This is a genomic window from Dactylosporangium siamense, from assembly GCF_016862795.1.
Lineage (GTDB): Bacteria > Actinomycetota > Actinomycetes > Mycobacteriales > Micromonosporaceae > Dactylosporangium > Dactylosporangium siamense.
In genome coordinates this window covers 1-16,303 of the sequence record NZ_BONQ01000094.1, presented here as the reverse complement: position 1 = coordinate 16,303, position 16,303 = coordinate 1, and the positions used below count along the sequence as shown (strand labels likewise).

The 16,303-nt window shown below is 73.0% G+C and carries 16 protein-coding genes; 7 read left to right on the top strand and 9 right to left on the bottom strand.

Annotation, left to right across the window (positions count from 1 at the left end):
* The first annotated feature begins 2 nt into the window (after positions 1-2).
* Entirely contained in the window at positions 3-344 is a 342-nt protein-coding gene (locus tag Dsi01nite_RS30520) for a DeoR family transcriptional regulator (protein ID WP_203849761.1), read from the top strand.
* A gap of 5 nt (positions 345-349) precedes the next feature.
* Here the strand turns inward: Dsi01nite_RS30520 and Dsi01nite_RS30515 are convergent, their stop codons facing one another.
* Positions 350-805 (bottom strand): DUF1801 domain-containing protein, encoded by a 456-nt coding sequence (locus Dsi01nite_RS30515; RefSeq protein ID WP_203849760.1) that lies wholly within the window; start codon positions 803-805, stop codon positions 350-352.
* A 226-nt stretch (positions 806-1,031) separates the two neighbouring features.
* On the opposite strand from Dsi01nite_RS30515, the gene Dsi01nite_RS30510 reads away from it, so the two are divergent.
* Positions 1,032-1,433 (top strand): hypothetical protein, encoded by a 402-nt coding sequence (locus Dsi01nite_RS30510; protein ID WP_203849759.1) that lies wholly within the window; start codon positions 1,032-1,034, stop codon positions 1,431-1,433.
* Between the two features lie 123 nt (positions 1,434-1,556).
* Positions 1,557-2,765, top strand: coding sequence for a rhomboid-like protein (locus tag Dsi01nite_RS30505; RefSeq protein ID WP_203849758.1), 1,209 nt, complete (start codon positions 1,557-1,559; stop codon positions 2,763-2,765).
* On the opposite strand, the gene Dsi01nite_RS30500 is transcribed toward Dsi01nite_RS30505, so the two are convergent.
* The 3 genes from Dsi01nite_RS30500 to Dsi01nite_RS30490 all read right to left on the bottom strand — a co-directional run bounded on the left by Dsi01nite_RS30500 (position 2,732) and on the right by Dsi01nite_RS30490 (position 7,869).
* Positions 2,732-4,369 (bottom strand): APC family permease, encoded by a 1,638-nt coding sequence (locus Dsi01nite_RS30500; RefSeq protein WP_203849757.1) that lies wholly within the window; start codon positions 4,367-4,369, stop codon positions 2,732-2,734. The two genes, Dsi01nite_RS30505 and Dsi01nite_RS30500, sit on opposite strands and share 34 nt — an antisense overlap.
* A 150-nt stretch (positions 4,370-4,519) precedes the next feature.
* Entirely contained in the window at positions 4,520-6,817 is a 2,298-nt protein-coding gene (locus tag Dsi01nite_RS30495) for a phosphatidylglycerol lysyltransferase domain-containing protein (RefSeq protein WP_203849756.1), read from the bottom strand.
* Positions 6,814-7,869, bottom strand: a complete 1,056-nt coding sequence (locus tag Dsi01nite_RS30490) for a lysylphosphatidylglycerol synthase transmembrane domain-containing protein (RefSeq protein WP_203849755.1) — start codon at positions 7,867-7,869, stop codon at positions 6,814-6,816. The genes Dsi01nite_RS30495 and Dsi01nite_RS30490 overlap by 4 nt, the downstream gene beginning before the upstream one ends.
* 235 nt (positions 7,870-8,104) lie before the next feature.
* Here Dsi01nite_RS30490 and Dsi01nite_RS30485 point away from each other — a divergent pair, with 235 nt between their 5' ends.
* Positions 8,105-9,562, top strand: a complete 1,458-nt coding sequence (locus tag Dsi01nite_RS30485) for a sulfatase family protein (RefSeq protein ID WP_203849754.1) — start codon at positions 8,105-8,107, stop codon at positions 9,560-9,562.
* 62 nt (positions 9,563-9,624) lie between these two features.
* On the opposite strand, the gene Dsi01nite_RS30480 is transcribed toward Dsi01nite_RS30485, so the two are convergent.
* A complete protein-coding gene (locus Dsi01nite_RS30480) occupies positions 9,625-10,308 on the bottom strand; it encodes a hypothetical protein (RefSeq protein ID WP_203849753.1) in 684 nt (227 codons plus the stop codon).
* Positions 10,309-10,350: 42 nt separating this feature from the next.
* Between Dsi01nite_RS30480 and Dsi01nite_RS30475 the strand changes: the two genes are divergently transcribed.
* On the top strand, positions 10,351-10,869 hold the full coding sequence (locus tag Dsi01nite_RS30475) for a GNAT family N-acetyltransferase (RefSeq protein WP_203849752.1): 519 nt from the start codon (positions 10,351-10,353) through the stop codon (positions 10,867-10,869).
* Here Dsi01nite_RS30475 and Dsi01nite_RS58440 read toward each other — a convergent pair.
* From Dsi01nite_RS58440 to Dsi01nite_RS30460, 4 genes are all read right to left on the bottom strand, one after another.
* A complete protein-coding gene (locus tag Dsi01nite_RS58440) occupies positions 10,844-10,975 on the bottom strand; it encodes a hypothetical protein (RefSeq protein ID WP_275423426.1) in 132 nt (43 codons plus the stop codon). The genes Dsi01nite_RS30475 and Dsi01nite_RS58440 overlap by 26 nt on opposite strands.
* Positions 10,972-11,598 carry a nucleotidyltransferase family protein gene (locus Dsi01nite_RS30470; RefSeq protein WP_203849751.1) on the bottom strand — a complete coding sequence of 209 codons (627 nt, stop codon included), beginning with the start codon at positions 11,596-11,598 and terminating at the stop codon, positions 10,972-10,974. The genes Dsi01nite_RS58440 and Dsi01nite_RS30470 overlap by 4 nt, the downstream gene beginning before the upstream one ends.
* 234 nt (positions 11,599-11,832) lie before the next feature.
* Positions 11,833-12,486, bottom strand: coding sequence for a response regulator transcription factor (locus Dsi01nite_RS30465; RefSeq protein ID WP_203849750.1), 654 nt, complete (start codon positions 12,484-12,486; stop codon positions 11,833-11,835).
* Positions 12,474-14,144, bottom strand: a complete 1,671-nt coding sequence (locus tag Dsi01nite_RS30460; protein ID WP_203849749.1) for a histidine kinase — start codon at positions 14,142-14,144, stop codon at positions 12,474-12,476. Before Dsi01nite_RS30460 ends, Dsi01nite_RS30465 begins: the two co-directional genes overlap by 13 nt.
* Positions 14,145-14,230: 86 nt before the next feature.
* On the opposite strand from Dsi01nite_RS30460, the gene Dsi01nite_RS30455 reads away from it, so the two are divergent.
* Positions 14,231-15,043 (top strand): SGNH/GDSL hydrolase family protein, encoded by an 813-nt coding sequence (locus Dsi01nite_RS30455; protein ID WP_203849748.1) that lies wholly within the window; start codon positions 14,231-14,233, stop codon positions 15,041-15,043.
* The coding region (locus Dsi01nite_RS30450) for an Hsp70 family protein (protein ID WP_203849747.1) at positions 15,040-16,303 on the top strand (1,264 nt) is incomplete at its 3' end. The genes Dsi01nite_RS30455 and Dsi01nite_RS30450, both read left to right, overlap by 4 nt.

Sequence of the window (16,303 nt, the reverse complement as noted above, 5' to 3'; positions counted from 1 at the left end):
TCATGGCTACGTCGTTGCTGCCGTCCGTGCGCCACCAGCGGATCCTGGAACTCCTCGCTCAGCGCGAGTTCGTCACCATCACCGACATCCGCGAGGCGACCGGCGCGTCCCTCGCCACCACCCAACGCGACCTGGCCAGCCTGGCCCGCAGCGGCGCACTGACCCGCCTGCACGGCGGTGCCACCCGACCACCGGCCCCACGCGGCGAGACCCGGCTGCTCGCCGCGTGCCTGGCCCGCGGCCGGCACGCCCTCGACCGCCACGACATCACGGCGGTCGAGGACGCCCTGCACCAGGCCCTGGCCGCCTGCGAACGCCTCCGCCGCACCTCGGCCCGCCGATGAGGACCTCAAGCATCGGTTGCCTTCTTGACGAGGGCGGCGATGGTCGCCGCGGCGTCGTCGCTGAGCTCGGCAACGGCGTACGACGTCGGCCACAGGCCGCCGTCGTCGGCGAGGTTGGCCGCGGACGTGAAGCCGAATGTCGAGTAGGGCTCCTTGTCGCCGTGCCCGCTGCGGAAGAAGCACACCACCTTGCCGTTCCTGGCATAGGCGGGCTGCCCGTACCACAGCTTCGGCGACAACTCAGGCGCCGCGCCGGTGACGATCGCGTGGATGCGTTCGGCGAGCGCGCGGTCCGACGGCTCCATCGCGGCGATCTTCGACAGCACGTCGACCTCGTCGAGCGCCGCCCGATCGCCCCGGCCGCGTTTCGCGTCCTTCTTCACCTCCGCGGCCCGCTCCTTGACCGCGGCGCGCTCATCCTCGGAGAGGCCGTCCGGGCTGGTCTTCCTGCTCGCGCTCATCGTGTCGCTCCTCCTGGTGGTCGCCGACTGGTGTCTGCGGACGTTCGGTGCCGCCAACGCTAGGTGGGTCTCGGCAGCAATTGCTTCTTGATTCCGGACCGATACGGCGAGCGCCTCCGCCGTACCTCGGAGCGGCATCGAGGCGGCGCACAGTCGTATGCTGCTCGTGATCACGGACTGCCGGTTGCAGCCCCGGCCGTCGCTGCCCGAAGCAGAGGAGCCGCCGATGCCGCACGTGACTCTCCACGCGCTCGAACACGAGCTGGCCGGGCGCGAAGCCGTCCTCATCACGGAACTGACCAACGCCGTCGTGTCCGTGTACGGCGACTGGGCCCGAAGCTCGGTGGATGTCAGGCTCATCGGCATCCCGGCCGGGCGATGGGCTCGCGGCGGAGCGGTGGTCAGCACGGCCGCACCCTCGGTCACCTTCGGCCTGCGCGAGGAGGTCTTCGCCCGTGCGGACGCCGCCGGCGTCGTCGCGAAGCTGGTCGCCGCGTTCACCGACGCCGTCACCGCCGCGTTCGGCGACGAGTGCCGCGACGAGGTGCTCGTCGAGCTCGTCGGCCAACCCACGTCCCGGTCCGGGCTCGGCGGCCAGGTCATCAGCGACCGGAAGGCCGGCGGCTGACGCCGCGGTGGTTGCGCGTCGGGTGGTGGGCGGCAGTACCCTCGACAGAGAGATCATCTGGATAGGTCGCAGCTGATGGGTGTGCGGAGCCGGTGCCGGTTGTACAAGGACCAGCCTGGCCTTGTGGCGGCCTCCTACCTGCCCGGCGGCGACCTCGCCGATGCGCTCCGGGCAGCGGGGGACTGGTCGGCCAAGGCGAAGATCTGCCTGTCGTTCCTTGCCCGGGTGCGGCTCGCCCCGCTGTACGTGCTGGTCGTCGTCGGCATCGATGTCATCCTGAGCCACGCCGTCAGTGCGGAGGTCCGGAGCCAGATCGTCCTCGCCAACTCCACCAACGTGGCCAACCTGCAGGACCACCGGATCTGGACGCTGGTCACCAGCGCCTTCGTGCTCGACGAGCGGGCCGGCGTGGTGGCGATGATCCCGCTGCTGCTGCTCCTGTCGGTGGCCGAGGTGCTGTGGGGGTGGCGGCGGCTGCTCGTGGTGTTCTTCGCGTCCAACGCGGTGACGAGCTGCATCGTCTACGGGCTGCTGCTGACCGGCGTCCGCGGCGGCTGGTTGGGCGGCGCGATCACCATCGCCAATGATGTGGGCACGAGCTACGGCTCGCACGCCGTCGGCGGCGCGCTCGCGCTCACCCTGCCCGTGCGGGCACGGCGCTACCTGGTGCCGTTGGCGGTTGTCGTCGTGGTCGTGCCGTTGCTGAACGGCGGCACCTTCACCGACGTCGGGCACCTGCTGGCCGTCCTTCTGGGCTTCCTCGCCGGTTGGCAGATGCGGCGGCGTCCGCTGGCCGGGCACCTGCACCGCCCGGGCCAGCTGCGCGCGGACCAGACCGTGGCCTACGCGTTCGACGACGTGACGCGGGCCCGCGCGGGACTGATCACGGCGCTGCGCCAGCACCGTCCGGTGCGCCTCGACGACGCCGCGGTCGCCTGGTCCGACCGGGCGGACCGGATACACGTGCAGGAGACCCGGGACATGGACGCGATCGACGGCACCCTCGCCGGCGCGGCCTGGGGGGTGGTGCTGGGCACGTTCGTCGGCCTCCCGATGACCGGTCTGGTCATCGGTGCGGGTGCGGTCGCGGTGGTGGCACGCTGGCACGACGCCGGCCTCAGCGACACCACTGTCGAGCGGACGGTGCACGCCCTGCCGACGGGGCGGGGCGCCCTGCTGCTCCTGACCGACCCGGCCGGCCAGCCGGCACTGACCCGCGCGCTCGCCCGGACGGGTGGCACCCCGGTGCCCGATGTCGACCGGAACGGGGTGCCGTCGGACCAGGATCCGGACCAGGATCAGGACGGGTCACCGGGGAGCGGGCGGACCTGACGGCCCACCGGGTCCTTTTCCCGGTCGACCGCGGCCCGCACCCGTTCGCTGTCCATGGCCACGCTGACGGCGTAGGCGAAGACCACCAGGCTGAAGGCGATCACCACGAGCAGGTCGATCCAGCTGGGCAGCCACAGGCGTGCGCCGCGCCCGTAGCGGCCGAGGAACCCGATGAGGGTGAGCCCGATGAGCCAGGGCCAGATCCACGACGACGCACGCCAGTCGACGGCGGGCCGTTCCCGGTCGGGGGTGTGCGCCACGGTGATCGCGAAGAGTGCCAGCCCCGCACCGATGGCCAGCAGGAGCTTCCAGGTCGCCTCGAAGCCGCCCCAGTAGATCACCAGGTTCGCCGCGACGAAGGCCGCGGGCGCGGCGATCCCGGCGGCGGGCAGCCGGTAGGGGCGGTGGTGCCGGGGATCGCGCCGGCGCAGCGCGGTCAGCGACACCGGCGCGAACGCGTACATGATCGCGGTCGCCGACGTGACGAGCCCGACGAGCGACTGCCAGCTGGGGTACGGCAGGAAGGCCAGCTCGCCCGCGACGAACGCCAGCACGATCGAGTACAGCGGAACGCCACGGCGGCTGAGGTGACTCAGCGCCGGTGGCAGGGTGCCCTGCCGGGCCAGCGCGTAGGAGAGCCGAGCCGAGGTGCCGAGGTAGACCAGTCCCGTCCCGGCGGGTGAGACGAACGCGTCGGCGTACAGCAGCACGGCCAGCCAGCCGGCGCCCGCCGCGGCGGCGATGGTCGCATACGGGCCGAAGTCCCCGGCGCCGACCGGATGTGCCCAGCCGTCGGCGAGGTTGCGCGGGTCCAGGCCGCCGATGAAGACGATCTGCAGCAGGACGTACAGCACTGTTCCGATCAGCATGGCCAGGATCACGGCGCGGGACAGGTCCCGCTGCGGGTCGCGGGCCTCCCCGCCCAACTGGATCGCCTGTTCGAAGCCCTGCAGGGAGAAGACGACACCGGCGGGCAGCGCGGCGAAGATGCCGTGGGCACCGTACGGGCTGAATCCGCCGCCCGCGGTGAAGTTGGACGGCTGGAAGGTCAGCGCGGCCACGACGATGACGGTGAGCACCGGTATCGCGAGCTTCCAGAGCACGACCGCGGTGTTGCTCCTGGTGAGCCGCCGCACCCCCTGCACGTTGATCACGGTGAACAGCAACATGAGCAGCGTGGCGAAGCCGAGGCCGGCCGGTGACAGCGTGCCGTCGGCGTGCAGGAGGCCGAGGTGGCTGCGCACCCAGCCGATGTTGTTGAGGTACTGCAGGCTTGCCTCCACCTCGATCGGCGCGATCGTGACGGCCTGCAGCCAGGCGGCCCAGCCCGCGGTGAGCCCGGCGAGCACGCCGAACGCGAAGCCGGGGAACCGTGCGGTGCCGCCGGCGACCGGGTAGGCCGTGCCGAGCTCGGCGTGGACCAGGGCGAGCAGCGCGAGCATCCCACCGGCCAGCAGCCAGGAGATCACCGACGCGGGACCGGCGGCCTGCGCCGCGGACAGCGCGCCGAGCAGCCAGCCGGAGCCGATGATCGAGCCCAGCGACACGAAGGTCAGGCCCCACAGCCCTACTTCGCGCCGCAGGAAGCCGGAGCCTGCGGGCATCCGGCCGGCTGTGCCGCCCGCATCCTGCACGGCACACCTCACCAGGTCGGTGGCGGGCCCTGACACCGCGTCAGCTGACGGGTCAGCCGGCCCGTTCCGGCCCACATACCGCGGCACCGCCCGCCCGAAACCCTGGCCTGGCGGGAACTTCTACGGAGATCGCCCGGTCCACCGGCGGGCGGCCGCGACCACGCGTCCGGCCCTCGCCCGGCGCCATACCGGCAGCAGGGCAAAGGCGCCGACCGTGACGAGCGCCGCGATCAGGTGCTCGACGTCGAAGAGCCGGCGGTGGGTCACCACCGCGACGCCCAGCGTCGCGAGGACCCCGGCGACGGCGAGCAGCCGTGCCCTGCCGGTCAGGCTCCAGGCCACCGCGGCCGCCAGCGCCCAGCTGCCGGCCGAGGAGCCGGCGTCGCGTTCGGCGATGAGCCGCGCCGCGTCGGTGGACCCGGCGGCGGTCGCCAGCCGGAGGGTGAGCAGGACCGACAGCGTCGCGACGGCGTCCGCGGCGAAGAAGATCAGCACGGTACGGCGGGAGCCGAGGCGCCATTCGGCCAGCGGCAGGAATGCGAGCAACCACACCACCGACCAGACCCAGCCCGGTTCCGTCTGGATGAGCGGTGACGACACCAGGCGCCACAACTGGCCGCCCTGCAGGTCGCGCCAGGCGAGACCGAAGTGGTGGATCAGTTGCCCGTGGGTGTCCGGGTCGAGCGCGGTCGCCGTCATGATCCACGCTTGGAGCAGGAGGAACGCCGTGGTCACCGGCATGCGCCGCAGCAGCCGTCGCAGCCGGCCGAGCGGCGAGCGCGGGTCGGGCAGCTCTCCGGCGCGCACGAGTGCCGCGGCGCTGACGAGCAGCCGCGCGTCGGAGCGGTAGGCGAGGTACCGCGGCTCCCACCGGGGATGCCACTTGGCCTTGAACGCGCGCAGGCCGGCGAAGTTGAACGCCGCGCCGGCGTGCGTGTAGATCAGCTGGAGGACCCGGTCGGGCAGCGACAGGCCGGACCCCGTGCCGGACAGCGGCGCCAGTCCGAGGTTCAGGCCGGCGTACCCGACCGCCCGGAACCGCTCGATGAGCGCCACGAACAGCTGCTCGACGACCCCGTTGACCGCATCCGGCCGGCGGCGCATCAGGTCGAAGGTGGCATCCCGCGACCGGTACGTGGGCACGATGTTCGCGAACGCCTGGATGCGCCCGTCGGCGTCGAGCACCGCCACGATCGGGGTCGTCCTGAGGTATTCGCGGTCGAACCTTCCGAGCGTGAAGGTCCGTTCGCGGTGACCGCCGGAGGCCAGCCAGGCGTCGGACACCTCGCGCAGCTCGGCCAGGGTCGCGTCATCGACCGGGTGCGGCAGGTCGACCACGTGGTACCCGGCCCGTTCGCAGCGACGCACCGACGACCGGATCCCCTTGTACTCCGGGCGTTGCAGGTCGAACGCCGCCAGGTCGACGATCGCCTCCTCGCCGATCTTCAGGGTCTTCCACCCCGTGGCGGCCAGCACGGGCAGACCCTCGCCGGTCACCTGATGGAACACCGGGTGCCAGCCGTTGAGCGAGCACAGCTGGGCGAAGTCGCGGGCCGCCGACAGCACCGAGTCGCCGTGGCCGATCGGCTCGCCCAGCGCCACCGCCGTGGTGCCGACCACCTTGTAGCCGACGAACGCCCGGCCGTCGGCGGTGATCACCCACGCCTTGTCGTCGAGCAGGTGGAAGTGGGCGAGCGCGGTGGCGGCGTAGCGGTCCAGCAGCTGCCGCACCCGGCGGCGCTCCCGGTCGTGCCCGGGCCGGCCGATCACCGTCGCGACCAGCCAGATGAGCCCCAGCACCGCGACGCTCAGCGTCGCCGTCCGCGCCGACTCCATGAACCACCGCCCGTGCCGGGTGATCGGTTCGACGCTCACCGGCAGGAGGAACAGCAGCCGCAGCGCGTCGACGACCGCCGACCCGACCGTCTCGCGGTCACGGAAGTCGGGGTCCAGCCGGGACAGGCCGAGCACCGCGTACGCGAACACCGCGATCTCGCCGACCACCAGGACCGCCAGTCCACGGCGCAGGAGCGCGGGATCCGACCGGGCGACGAAGGCCTCCCGGCAGATCAGCAACAGCAGCAGCAGGCCGGCGGTGGCCACCAGCCGTGGCCACTGCCCCGGCCCGGCATGGTGGCCGGGCAGCGACACCGCCGCGGCGAGCAGCGCGACCCACCACGCCGCCCGCTTGCCGCGCAGCAGCGCCCACACCACCAGCAGCAGGCAGACCCCGGAGGCCAGCAGGACGTAGTGCGCACCGAACAGCGCGGCGACCGGGTACGGCACCGGGCGGTGCGGCGTGGCTGCGGGGGGTACCACCACCGCCGCCGACGCCAGGTCGATGAGCGCGAGCAGCAGTGCGGCGGCGGCGCACCCGCGGCGCGCCCACCGTCCGGTGGGGCTCATCGCGTCGTTCACCCGAACGCCTCATCCGCGGCGGGTCCCGATCCGGCCGGCCGGCCCGCAGGTCCCGGCCGGCGCCGGGGCAGCCACCACAGCGCCACCGCGCCGACGGCCAGGGGGAGCCAGAACTCCCAGAGCCGGAACACGACGGCCGCCGCGGCGGCGACCCCGACCGGGACACCGAACGAGACCATCACCGCCGCGGAGCCGACCTCGACGAAGCCGAGCCCGCCGGGCAGGAACCCGACCATGCCGAACACCGCGGAGATCACGTACGCGACCAGCGCCACGAGCGGCCGGTTGCCGCCGCCGACCGCGGCCAGCGCCGTCCACAGCATCGCCACCCCGAGTGCGTCGACGCCGAGGGCGAACCCGAACGGCGGCAGCCCGGTCAACGGCCGGGCACGCAGCACCGCCACCGCGTCGTAGACCTCGTGTGCCTTCGACGGGTCGCACGCGGTGGCCGGACGCCGCAGCAGCCGGTCGCGCCAGCGGGCGGGGACGCCCCACATCCGGACGAACGCCTCCCGACTGCGGATCACCGCCAGCAGCAGGCCGGCCCGCGCGACCAGGAACGCCAGGAAGACCGTCACGGCGGCGGCTTCGGTACGGGTGAGTCGCGCCGACGCCCACACCACCGAGGTCCCGGCCACCAGCGTCACGAAGAACGCCACCTCCGCCAGGACGGCGGCGAGCACGTAGGCACTGCCGACCCGGCCGGGCGAGAGCCGCCGGCGGTGCCCGTCGTCCAGGAACAGTGCGAGCCCGGCCAGCCCGCCGGACTTCACCATCAGGTTGGCCGCGACGGTACCCACCACCACCGGAACCAGCCACCGGAACTCCCGGTAGCCGCCCGCCCGGGTGATCCGGCGGCACGACAGGTACAGCAGGGCCCACGCCGACCACCAGAGGGTCAGCGTCAGCAGGCCGCCTGCCAGCCACCTCGGGTCGGCGCCACGGAGCGCCCGGGCCGTGGCCGGCAGTTCCGCCCGGTTGACCCAGACGACAAGGAACAGGGCGATGACCGTCGCCCCGGCCACCGCCGTACGAGCCCACCGGCGCCGCACCGGCCTCCCCTTCCCCGCACCGACGAGCACGGTCAGGGCCGACGCGGTCGCGCTCTCCCCGCACTGCCCGGCGGGAGCCGCCGCAAACCCGCCATGGCTGGTGTGAGTCTGTGCAGTTCGTGACCGGTGTATTTCGTCGCCTGGGTCCGGCAAAATCCTATCTAACCAATAAGATTTACAGAATTCGAACACAACGTTGGCCCAAAGCCGTGGCCCATCGTTCATCGTGGATGGCATGCGTAGATCCCTGGCCGCCCTGGCCACCGCCGCGCTCGCCGTCACCGCCGGTCTCGTCGCCTCCGCCGGCGCGTCGCCGGCCGTGGCCGCCGCCACCCCGCCGAACATCGTGTTCGTCCTCGTCGACGACCTGGCGTGGAACCTGGTCCAGCACATGCCGAACGTGCAACGCCTGCAGACCGACGGCACGACGTTCACCAACTACACCGTCACCGACTCGCTGTGCTGCCCGTCCCGCTCGTCGATCTTCACCGGGAAGTTCCCGCACGACACGGGGGTCTTCACCAACGGCGGCTCCGACGGTGGCTTCGCGGTGTTCCGCAACCGCGGCAACGAGTCGAAGACCTTCGCCACCGCGCTGCAGGCGCAGGGGTACTCCACCGCGTTCATGGGTAAGTACCTCAACGGATACCTGCCCAGGGATCTCTACACCCCGCCGGGCTGGACGGAGTGGTACGGCGCCGGTGACGCCTACGGGGAGTACAACTACAACCTGAACGAGAACGGCACCCTCGTGCACTACGGCAACACCGACGCCGACTACCTCACCGACGTCGTGGGCGCCAAGGGTAAGTCGTTCATCCAGCGGCAGGCGGCGGCGAACAAGCCGTTCCTGCTGGAGATCTCCACGTTCGCGCCGCACGGCCCGTTCACCCCGGCCCGCCAGGACCTCGACAAGTTCCCCGGCCTGACCGCCCCGCACACGCCCGCCTGGAACACCCTGCCGGCAAACGCGCCGACCTGGCTGGCCGGCAACGGCCCGCTCACCACCGCCGAGATCACCAAAATCAACACCGACTACCGCAAGCGCGCCCAGGCCGTCCAGGCCGTCGACCGCATGATCGCCGGACTGCGCCAGCAGCTCACCGCCTCCGGGGTCGCCAACAACACCTACGTCGTGTTCAGCTCCGACAACGGCTTCCACATGGGCGACCACCGCCTGGTCGAAGGCAAGCAGACGGCGTACGACCACGACGTGGTGGTGCCACTGGTCATCGCCGGCCCGAACGTGCCCAGCGGTATCAGCCGCCCGCAGGTCGTGCAGAACATCGACCTGGCCCCCACCTTCCAGCGCCTCGGCGGCGCCCCGGTCGCCGGCGACGTCAACGGCCGCTCCCTGGTCACGCTGCTCACCGGCGGGCAGACCGCCCCATGGCGGACCGGCTCACTCATCGAGCACCACGGCCCGGGCGTCAGCGCCGACGACCCCGACGTCCAGGACGCCCGCAACGGCATGCCGACCACCTACGAGGCCCTGCGCACGGAGATCTACACCTACATCGAGTACGACAACGGCGAACACGAGTACTACGACCGCACCACGGACCCGTACCAGCTGAACAACACCTACGCCGGCCTCTCCGCGTCGCGCAAGACGACCCTGCACTCGGAGCTGGACGCGCTGGTGAACTGCCACACGAACGCGGGCTGCTGGACCGCCGGGCACGTCAGCTGATCCGAACGGCCCCATGGACACCGGCCGGGAGCGGACCGCCGCTCCCGGCCGGCAATGATGGTTCAGACTCCGGCGACCGGACCGCGGCGGGGCTTCAGCCGGGTCCGGAGCAGGCCGCCGGCGGCGGTGAAGGGCCGGGGGCGCTCGCGGCTGGGCGGGTCGATCAGGCCGGCGGCGACCAGCAGCCGCATCCACGGCGCGACATAGCGGTGCTTGTGGGTCTGGTACACCCGGAGGTTGCACACGGACGAGGCCAGGCGCGGATAGTCGGGGCCGAACACGTATCGGGTGAAGAACGTCGGCAGGTCGGGCGCGAACTCGTCGACCTCGATCTCGTCCAGGTCGGCACCGTCGATGCGGTAGAACCGGTAGCTGTCGCCGTCGATGAAGTAGACGCTGCCGTCGGCGACGTCGAGGGAGAGGTCACCGATGCCGATGTCGTCGTCCTCGGCGTCACCGAGGACGACGTAGCCCTCGCCGATCGACGGGGGGTCGCCCAGCGGGCATTCCTCGTCGACGTCGCGGTCCTGCCACGCCTCGAGGGTGTGCACCTCCGCGGGCGGCCCGAACCGGAGGTCGCCGGTGTCGACGTGGCCGAGCACGTCGAAGACGTCGTACAGCCCGGACGGCAGCGCCGGGTTGCGCGGCAACGGCAACGGGTCGCCGATGACGACCGGGATGGCGTGCTCGGCGGCCAGCCGGCGGAACGTCTCGACCCGTTCCCGGAGCACCTCGGTCGCGTTCAAATGCTTTCCCTCCCGCCGGTCGACCAGGATACCGTCGGGTGGGTGTCCGAGTTGCAGCGCCTGCGGGCCGACCATGACGCGGCGGTCCTGGCCTTCGAACTGGCGAACCGCGCCTACTTCGCCGCCTCGATCTCCGATCGGGGCGATGCGTTCTTCGAGCAGTTCGCCGAGCGGCACAGCGCCATGCTGGCGCAGCAGGACGCCGGCACCGACACCTACTACGTGCTCGTCGCCGAGGACGGCTCGATCCTGGGCCGGTTCAACCTGTTCCTCGTCGGGGGCGGCACGGCGAACGTCGGGTACCGGGTCGCGCAGCACGCCGCCGGCCGCGGCGTGGCGACGGCGGCCGTCCGGGAGCTGTGCCGGCTGGCGGCGGTGGACCACGGGCTGCGCACGCTCAGAGCGGCCGCCTCCCACGACAATGCCGCGTCGCGGAAGGTGCTGACCAGGGCCGGGTTCGCCCCGGTCGGCCCGGCGGCTCCGGCCGACCTCGGCGGCAAGCCGGGCACCTGGTTTCAGCTCGGCCTGGGGCCGGTCATCCGGTCCACCGGTGCGGGATGAGTCGGAGCAACTCCAGCACCGGTGCGGTGAGCAGGAGCACCGTCCAGAAGGTGACCGGCCCGCGCTGTCGCAGCACGCTCAGCTCGCCGCGGTCAAGATCCGTCAATGGGTGCCCTCCGGCCGCGGCGCGATGACCGTGACGCCGGGCCAGCGGGTGTGCGGCTGGTGGCGTTCCAGTCTGGTCAGGGAACGCTCGACGGTGACCCGGCGGGGATTGCGCCGCCAGATGCCGTCCATGAGGTCGTCGAGACCGAGTGGGGCGTTGACCTCGATGATGCCGTCCGGGCTGAGGCGCACCGCGACGGTGGTGGCGGTCTCGGGCCACGTCGCCAACGCCTCGTCGACCGACGTCAACGGCTCGACCGGGCCACCACCGAACTCCGCCGGATACCAGGTGTGCACCGCCGCCTGGTTGCTCGCCTCCCACGGCACGCCGGGCAACCGCCGCCGGAGCCGCTCGGTGACCCGGGCGTCGTTGTCGCGGCTCAGATCGTGCGGATCGAAGAAGGCGACGTCCACGTCACGGACCCGTTCGGGCGCGAACCCCGACCCGTACCGCGTGCCCCACACCAGGTCCCGCAGCGCGCCGGCCCCGACCCAGGCATCGGGGAGCTGTTCGTCGCGCACCGCGGCCAGGACGCGCAGCAGCCACTCGCTCGACCGGACCAGGCCGGTCAGCTCTGCTTCGTGGCCGGTCGGGCCCGGGACCGGGTCGAGGGGTGTGACCATGGAGGCCAGTATGCCGGGATCGCCGCCCGTGACGTAGTGACGCAGTGCGACCTGGTGCCCGTCGGGAGTGGTCCAGTCGGCGTCGGCGGTGTGCGTGTGGCGCCAGCCGGTGGCCTCGTAGAACGCGACGGCGGCCGAGCGGTGCCCGTCCGTGACGTTCAGCGCCAGTCCGGAGCCGTGTTCGGCGGCCCACGACCGGGCGTGGCCGACCGGAGCCCTGGCGACCGAGCGGCATCAGCCCACCGCGTCCAGGTAGGACAGCACGGCGCGGACGCGGCGGTTGTCGGTGGCGGAGTCGGCGATGCCGAGGCGGTCGAAGATGTGCTGGATGTGGGTGCCGACGGTGCGGGGCGACACGGACAGCCGTTCGGCGATGCCGCGGTCGGTGAGGCCCTCGGCCATCAGCACCAGGACGTCCCGCTCGCGGTCGGACAGCACGGCGAGGGCCGCCGGCACCGAGGGCGCGGCCAGCAGCAGCTCGACCAGGGCCGGGTCGACGACCACGTCGCCGGCGCTGACCCGGCGCACCGCGTCGATCAGGGCGGCCCGCTGCATGATCCGGTCCTTCAGCAGGTAGCCGACGTGGGTGCGGCCGCCGTCGAGGAGCTCCATCGCGAACGCCGTCTCGACGTACTGGGACAGGACCATCACGGCGACCGAAGGGTGGTCGCGGCGGATCCGGCCGGCGGCGTGGATGCCCTCGTCGGTGAACGTGGGTGGCATGCGGATGTCGACGATCGCCAGGTCCGGCCGGTCGTGGGCGACGATGCGGTGCAGCTCCCCGGCGTCGGCGGCCTCGCCGACGACCTCGACGGCGTCCATCGCGCCGAGAAGCCTGGTCAGGCCGGCCCGCACGATCAGGGAGTCGTCGGCGATCACGATACGCACGGCACACCTTCGAACCGCGCCGACACCGTGGTGCCGCCCCCGGACGGGCTCCGCACGGTCAGGACCCCGCCGACGACGGCGACCCGGTCGGACAGGCCGCGCAGCCCCGACCCGCGGTGCACGTCCGCGCCGCCGGGGCCGTCGTCGCGCACCTCGACGAGCAGCACGCCGTCGGCGAAGGTGACCTGGATCGACACCGCGGCGCCTTGCGCGTGCCGGGCCGCGTTCTGCAGCGCCTCGCTCACCACGAAGTACGCGGCCGTCTCCACGTCGGCGGCCAGCCGTGGCACCCCCACGACCTCCAGCGTCGCCGGCACCCGGGCGCGGCGGCGCAACTCGGCGAGGGCCGTGGGCAGGCCACGTTCGGTGAGCATCGCCGGGCGCAACCCGCGGGCCAGGGCCCGCAGCTCGTCGATCGAGTGCCGCAGCTGGCCGCTCGCGTCGTCGAGCATCGCGGCGGCGGGATGCTCGTCGGGGACCTCGAGGCGGGCCGTCTCCAGGGCCATGCCGAGCCCGATCAGCTGCTGCTGCGCCCCGTCGTGCAGGTCCCGCTCCACCCGCCGGCGTTCGGCGTCGGCGGCCTGGACGAGCCGCTCCCGGGACGCGCTCACCTCCGCCAGTTGCGCGAGGACCTGCCGGTGCAGCCGCGCGTTGTCGATGGTCATCCGGGCCGCCGCCACGGCGGCGTCGAACAGCTCCGGGTCCTCGGTGCGGGCGCTGCTGTGGTGCCGCAGGACATAGCCGTCGCCCAGGTCGGTGCCGTCTCCCGCGGCATCGGACACGATGCGCAGCGACGGGTCGCGCAGCAGGGTAGCGAGACCCGACTGGAGCTGCGGGATGTCGGCGTCGCGGAGGCGCAGCAGCAGCGCCGCCACGTCGGCCCGGGCCAGTTTCATGTTGACGAGCGCGATCAGCAGCCCGACCGGCACCAGCAACGTCGCCAGGCGCCGGGTCCACCACAGGACCGCCCACAGGGTGCCGTCGGGGGGCTCGATCAACGACAGCGTGGCCTGCATCAGGTACGCGGCCGACAGCACCCCGATCGCCCACAGCGCGGGTGCGGCGCTGCGCCGCTCCGGCGGGGCCATCCCGCGCCGGCGCAGCACGACCAGGGTGAGGAACCAGACGCCGAGGCCGATGGCGAGGACGTCGTTGGCGTCGAACCAGTGCTTCAGCAACTCCCGCTGCGGCGAGATCAGGAACGGGTTGGCGGGGCAGCCGTCGGCCGGGCAGACGACCATCCAGCCGGGCTCGGCGAACAGCCATGCGGTCAGCCACCACACCGGCCACAGGTACGCGACGGTGAGGAAGACCCGTTCCCGGCGGTGCCGGGTGCGGCCGTCGGGGTAGGTGAGCATCGCGTGGGCGAGCAGCGCCCAGTACCACGGCTGCAGGCAACCCTCGATCACCAGCAGCGCCCCGCTCTCCGCCGTGCCGGGGCCGTTGAGCACGACGAACAGGCCCCACGCCAGCAGGATCAGGCCGACCCGGCTGTCGGGGCGCCGTCTGATGGCGACGAGACCGGCAACGATCACCGCGAGCTGCACGGCGGCGTTGAGCAGCATCAGCCAGCGCCAGCCGCCGAGCCGCTCGAAGTACCAGATGCGCAGCGCGAGCAGCAGCACGGCGATCGCGACCACGGCGACACGGAACTTCACCGCCTCAGGATGGCACCCGGAGTCAGTGGTGGACATGCGTAGAACTACCGATGCCCCCGCAGGCGCAGCGACCGAGCATCGAACCCATGAACCGACCGCTGACCCGGCTGCTCGCCGTCGCACTGACCGTCGCCGCCGTGACCGTGGCGACGCCCGGCGTCGCGATCGCCCGGCCGCCGCTGCGCTACCACCTGGCCCTGGGCGACTCGCTGCCCTACGGCTTCACGACCGCCGGGGCCCTCGCCGGCCTGCCCCCGTCCGCGTTCACGGGCTTCACCGACCTCGTCTCGCGGGTCGCCGGACTGAAGACGGTCAACTACTCGTGCCCCGGCGAGACCACCGGCACCTTCATCACCGGCCCGTGCGGCTGGCGCGCCGCCGGCTTCCGGCTGCACGACGACTACCCGGGCAGCCAGCTCGCCGCGGCCGAGGCGTTCCTCGCCCACCACCAGCCGACCCTGATCACCGTCACCCTGTGGGGCAACGACATCCGGCTGTTCCTGCAGTCCTGCCCCGACATCCAGTGCGTGCTGGAGCGCGCACCGGCCGAGATCGCGGCCCTTGCCGGGCGGCTCCAGCAGGCGCTGACCCGCCTGCGGCAGGCGGCGCCCGGAGCACGGATCGTGCTGGTCGGCGCGTTCACGGCGCAGCTCACCGACCTGGCGGCCGCCGACCGGCTGATTGCCGCGCTGAACGCCGCCATGGCCACCGTCGGCGCCGCTGTCGGCGCGCGGTTCGCCGACCCGTCACCGGTGTTCAACCCGCCCGGCGACGTCGCCGTCCGGCGGCGGGTCCTGTGCCGACTGACGCTCATCTGCACGGAGAACGACAGCCACCCCAGCGCCGCCGGGCACCGCGCGCTCGCGGCGGTCGTCCTGGTGAACGGCGGGCGGCGATGACCGCCGGGCTGCTCGGCGTCGACTTCGGCACCTCCACGACGGTCGCGGTTGTCGCCGGGCCGGACGGCCGGCCCAGGCCGCTGCTCTTCGACGGCACCGAGCTGCTCCCGTCGGCCGTGTGCGCCGACGACCACGGCAACCTGCTCGTCGGCCGCGACGCGGTGCACGCCGCCCGCGCGTACCCCGGTGGGTTCGAGCCGCATCCGAAACGCGGCGTCGACGACGGCACGCTGCTGCTCGGCGGCCGCGAGTTCCCGGTGCAGGATGTGTTCGCGGCCGTCCTGCACCGGGTCGCGGTCGCGGCCGGACCGGTGTCCGGCGCCGTGCTGACCTGCCCGGCGGGCTGGGGTGCGCGCCGCCGGGCGGTCCTCACCGGTGCCGCGGCGGCGGCCGGCCTGCCGGACCCGCGGCTGCTGGCCGAGCCGGTCGCGGCCGGTTGCGCCTTCACCGGCCTCACCGGGGCCGTCCCGGACGGCGGCAAGATCCTCGTGTATGACCTCGGTGCCGGCACGTTCGACGCCTCCGTCGTGCGCAGCACCGGCGACGGCTTCGACGTCCTCGCCGAGCACGGCCTGCCCGATGCCGGTGGCCTGGACATCGACGCGGCGATCGTGGCGCACCTCGGCGCCACCTACGCGCAGCGTGACCCGGACGCGTGGCAGCGGCTCACCCGACCGGCCACGCCGGCGGACCGCCGCGCCGCGCACGCGTTCCGCGAGGACGTCCGGGTCGGCAAGGAGATCCTGTCCCGGACCGCGTCGACGCTGCTGCACGTGCCGATCTTCGACGACGACGCGTTGCTGACGCGGGTGCAGCTGGAGCAACTGGCACTGCCCATCCTGCAGCGCACCATGCGCGCCACCCAGACGGCGCTGCGCGAGGCCGGCGTGGGTCTCGGCGACCTGACCGGGGTGTTCCTGGTGGGCGGGGCCGCGCGGATGCCCCTGGCCGGCACGCTGCTGCACCGCCAGCTCGGCGTGACCCCGACGGTGGTGGAGCGGCCCGAGCTGGTGGTCGCCGAGGGCAGCCTCCTCGCCTGGCCGCAGACCGCGTCGCGGGCGGGCGCCGCTACGACGGCCGCTGTCACGGCGGTGCGGCCGGTCGCCATCGACCTCCCGACGGACGGGTCGGTGGCCGCGGACTCGGCATGGCCCGTGACGCCGCCGGCTCCGGCCGCGGCCCCGACCGTGGCGGCGGCCCCGACCGTGGCGGCGGCCCCGACCGTGGCGGCGGCCCCGACCGTGGCGGCGGCCCCGACCG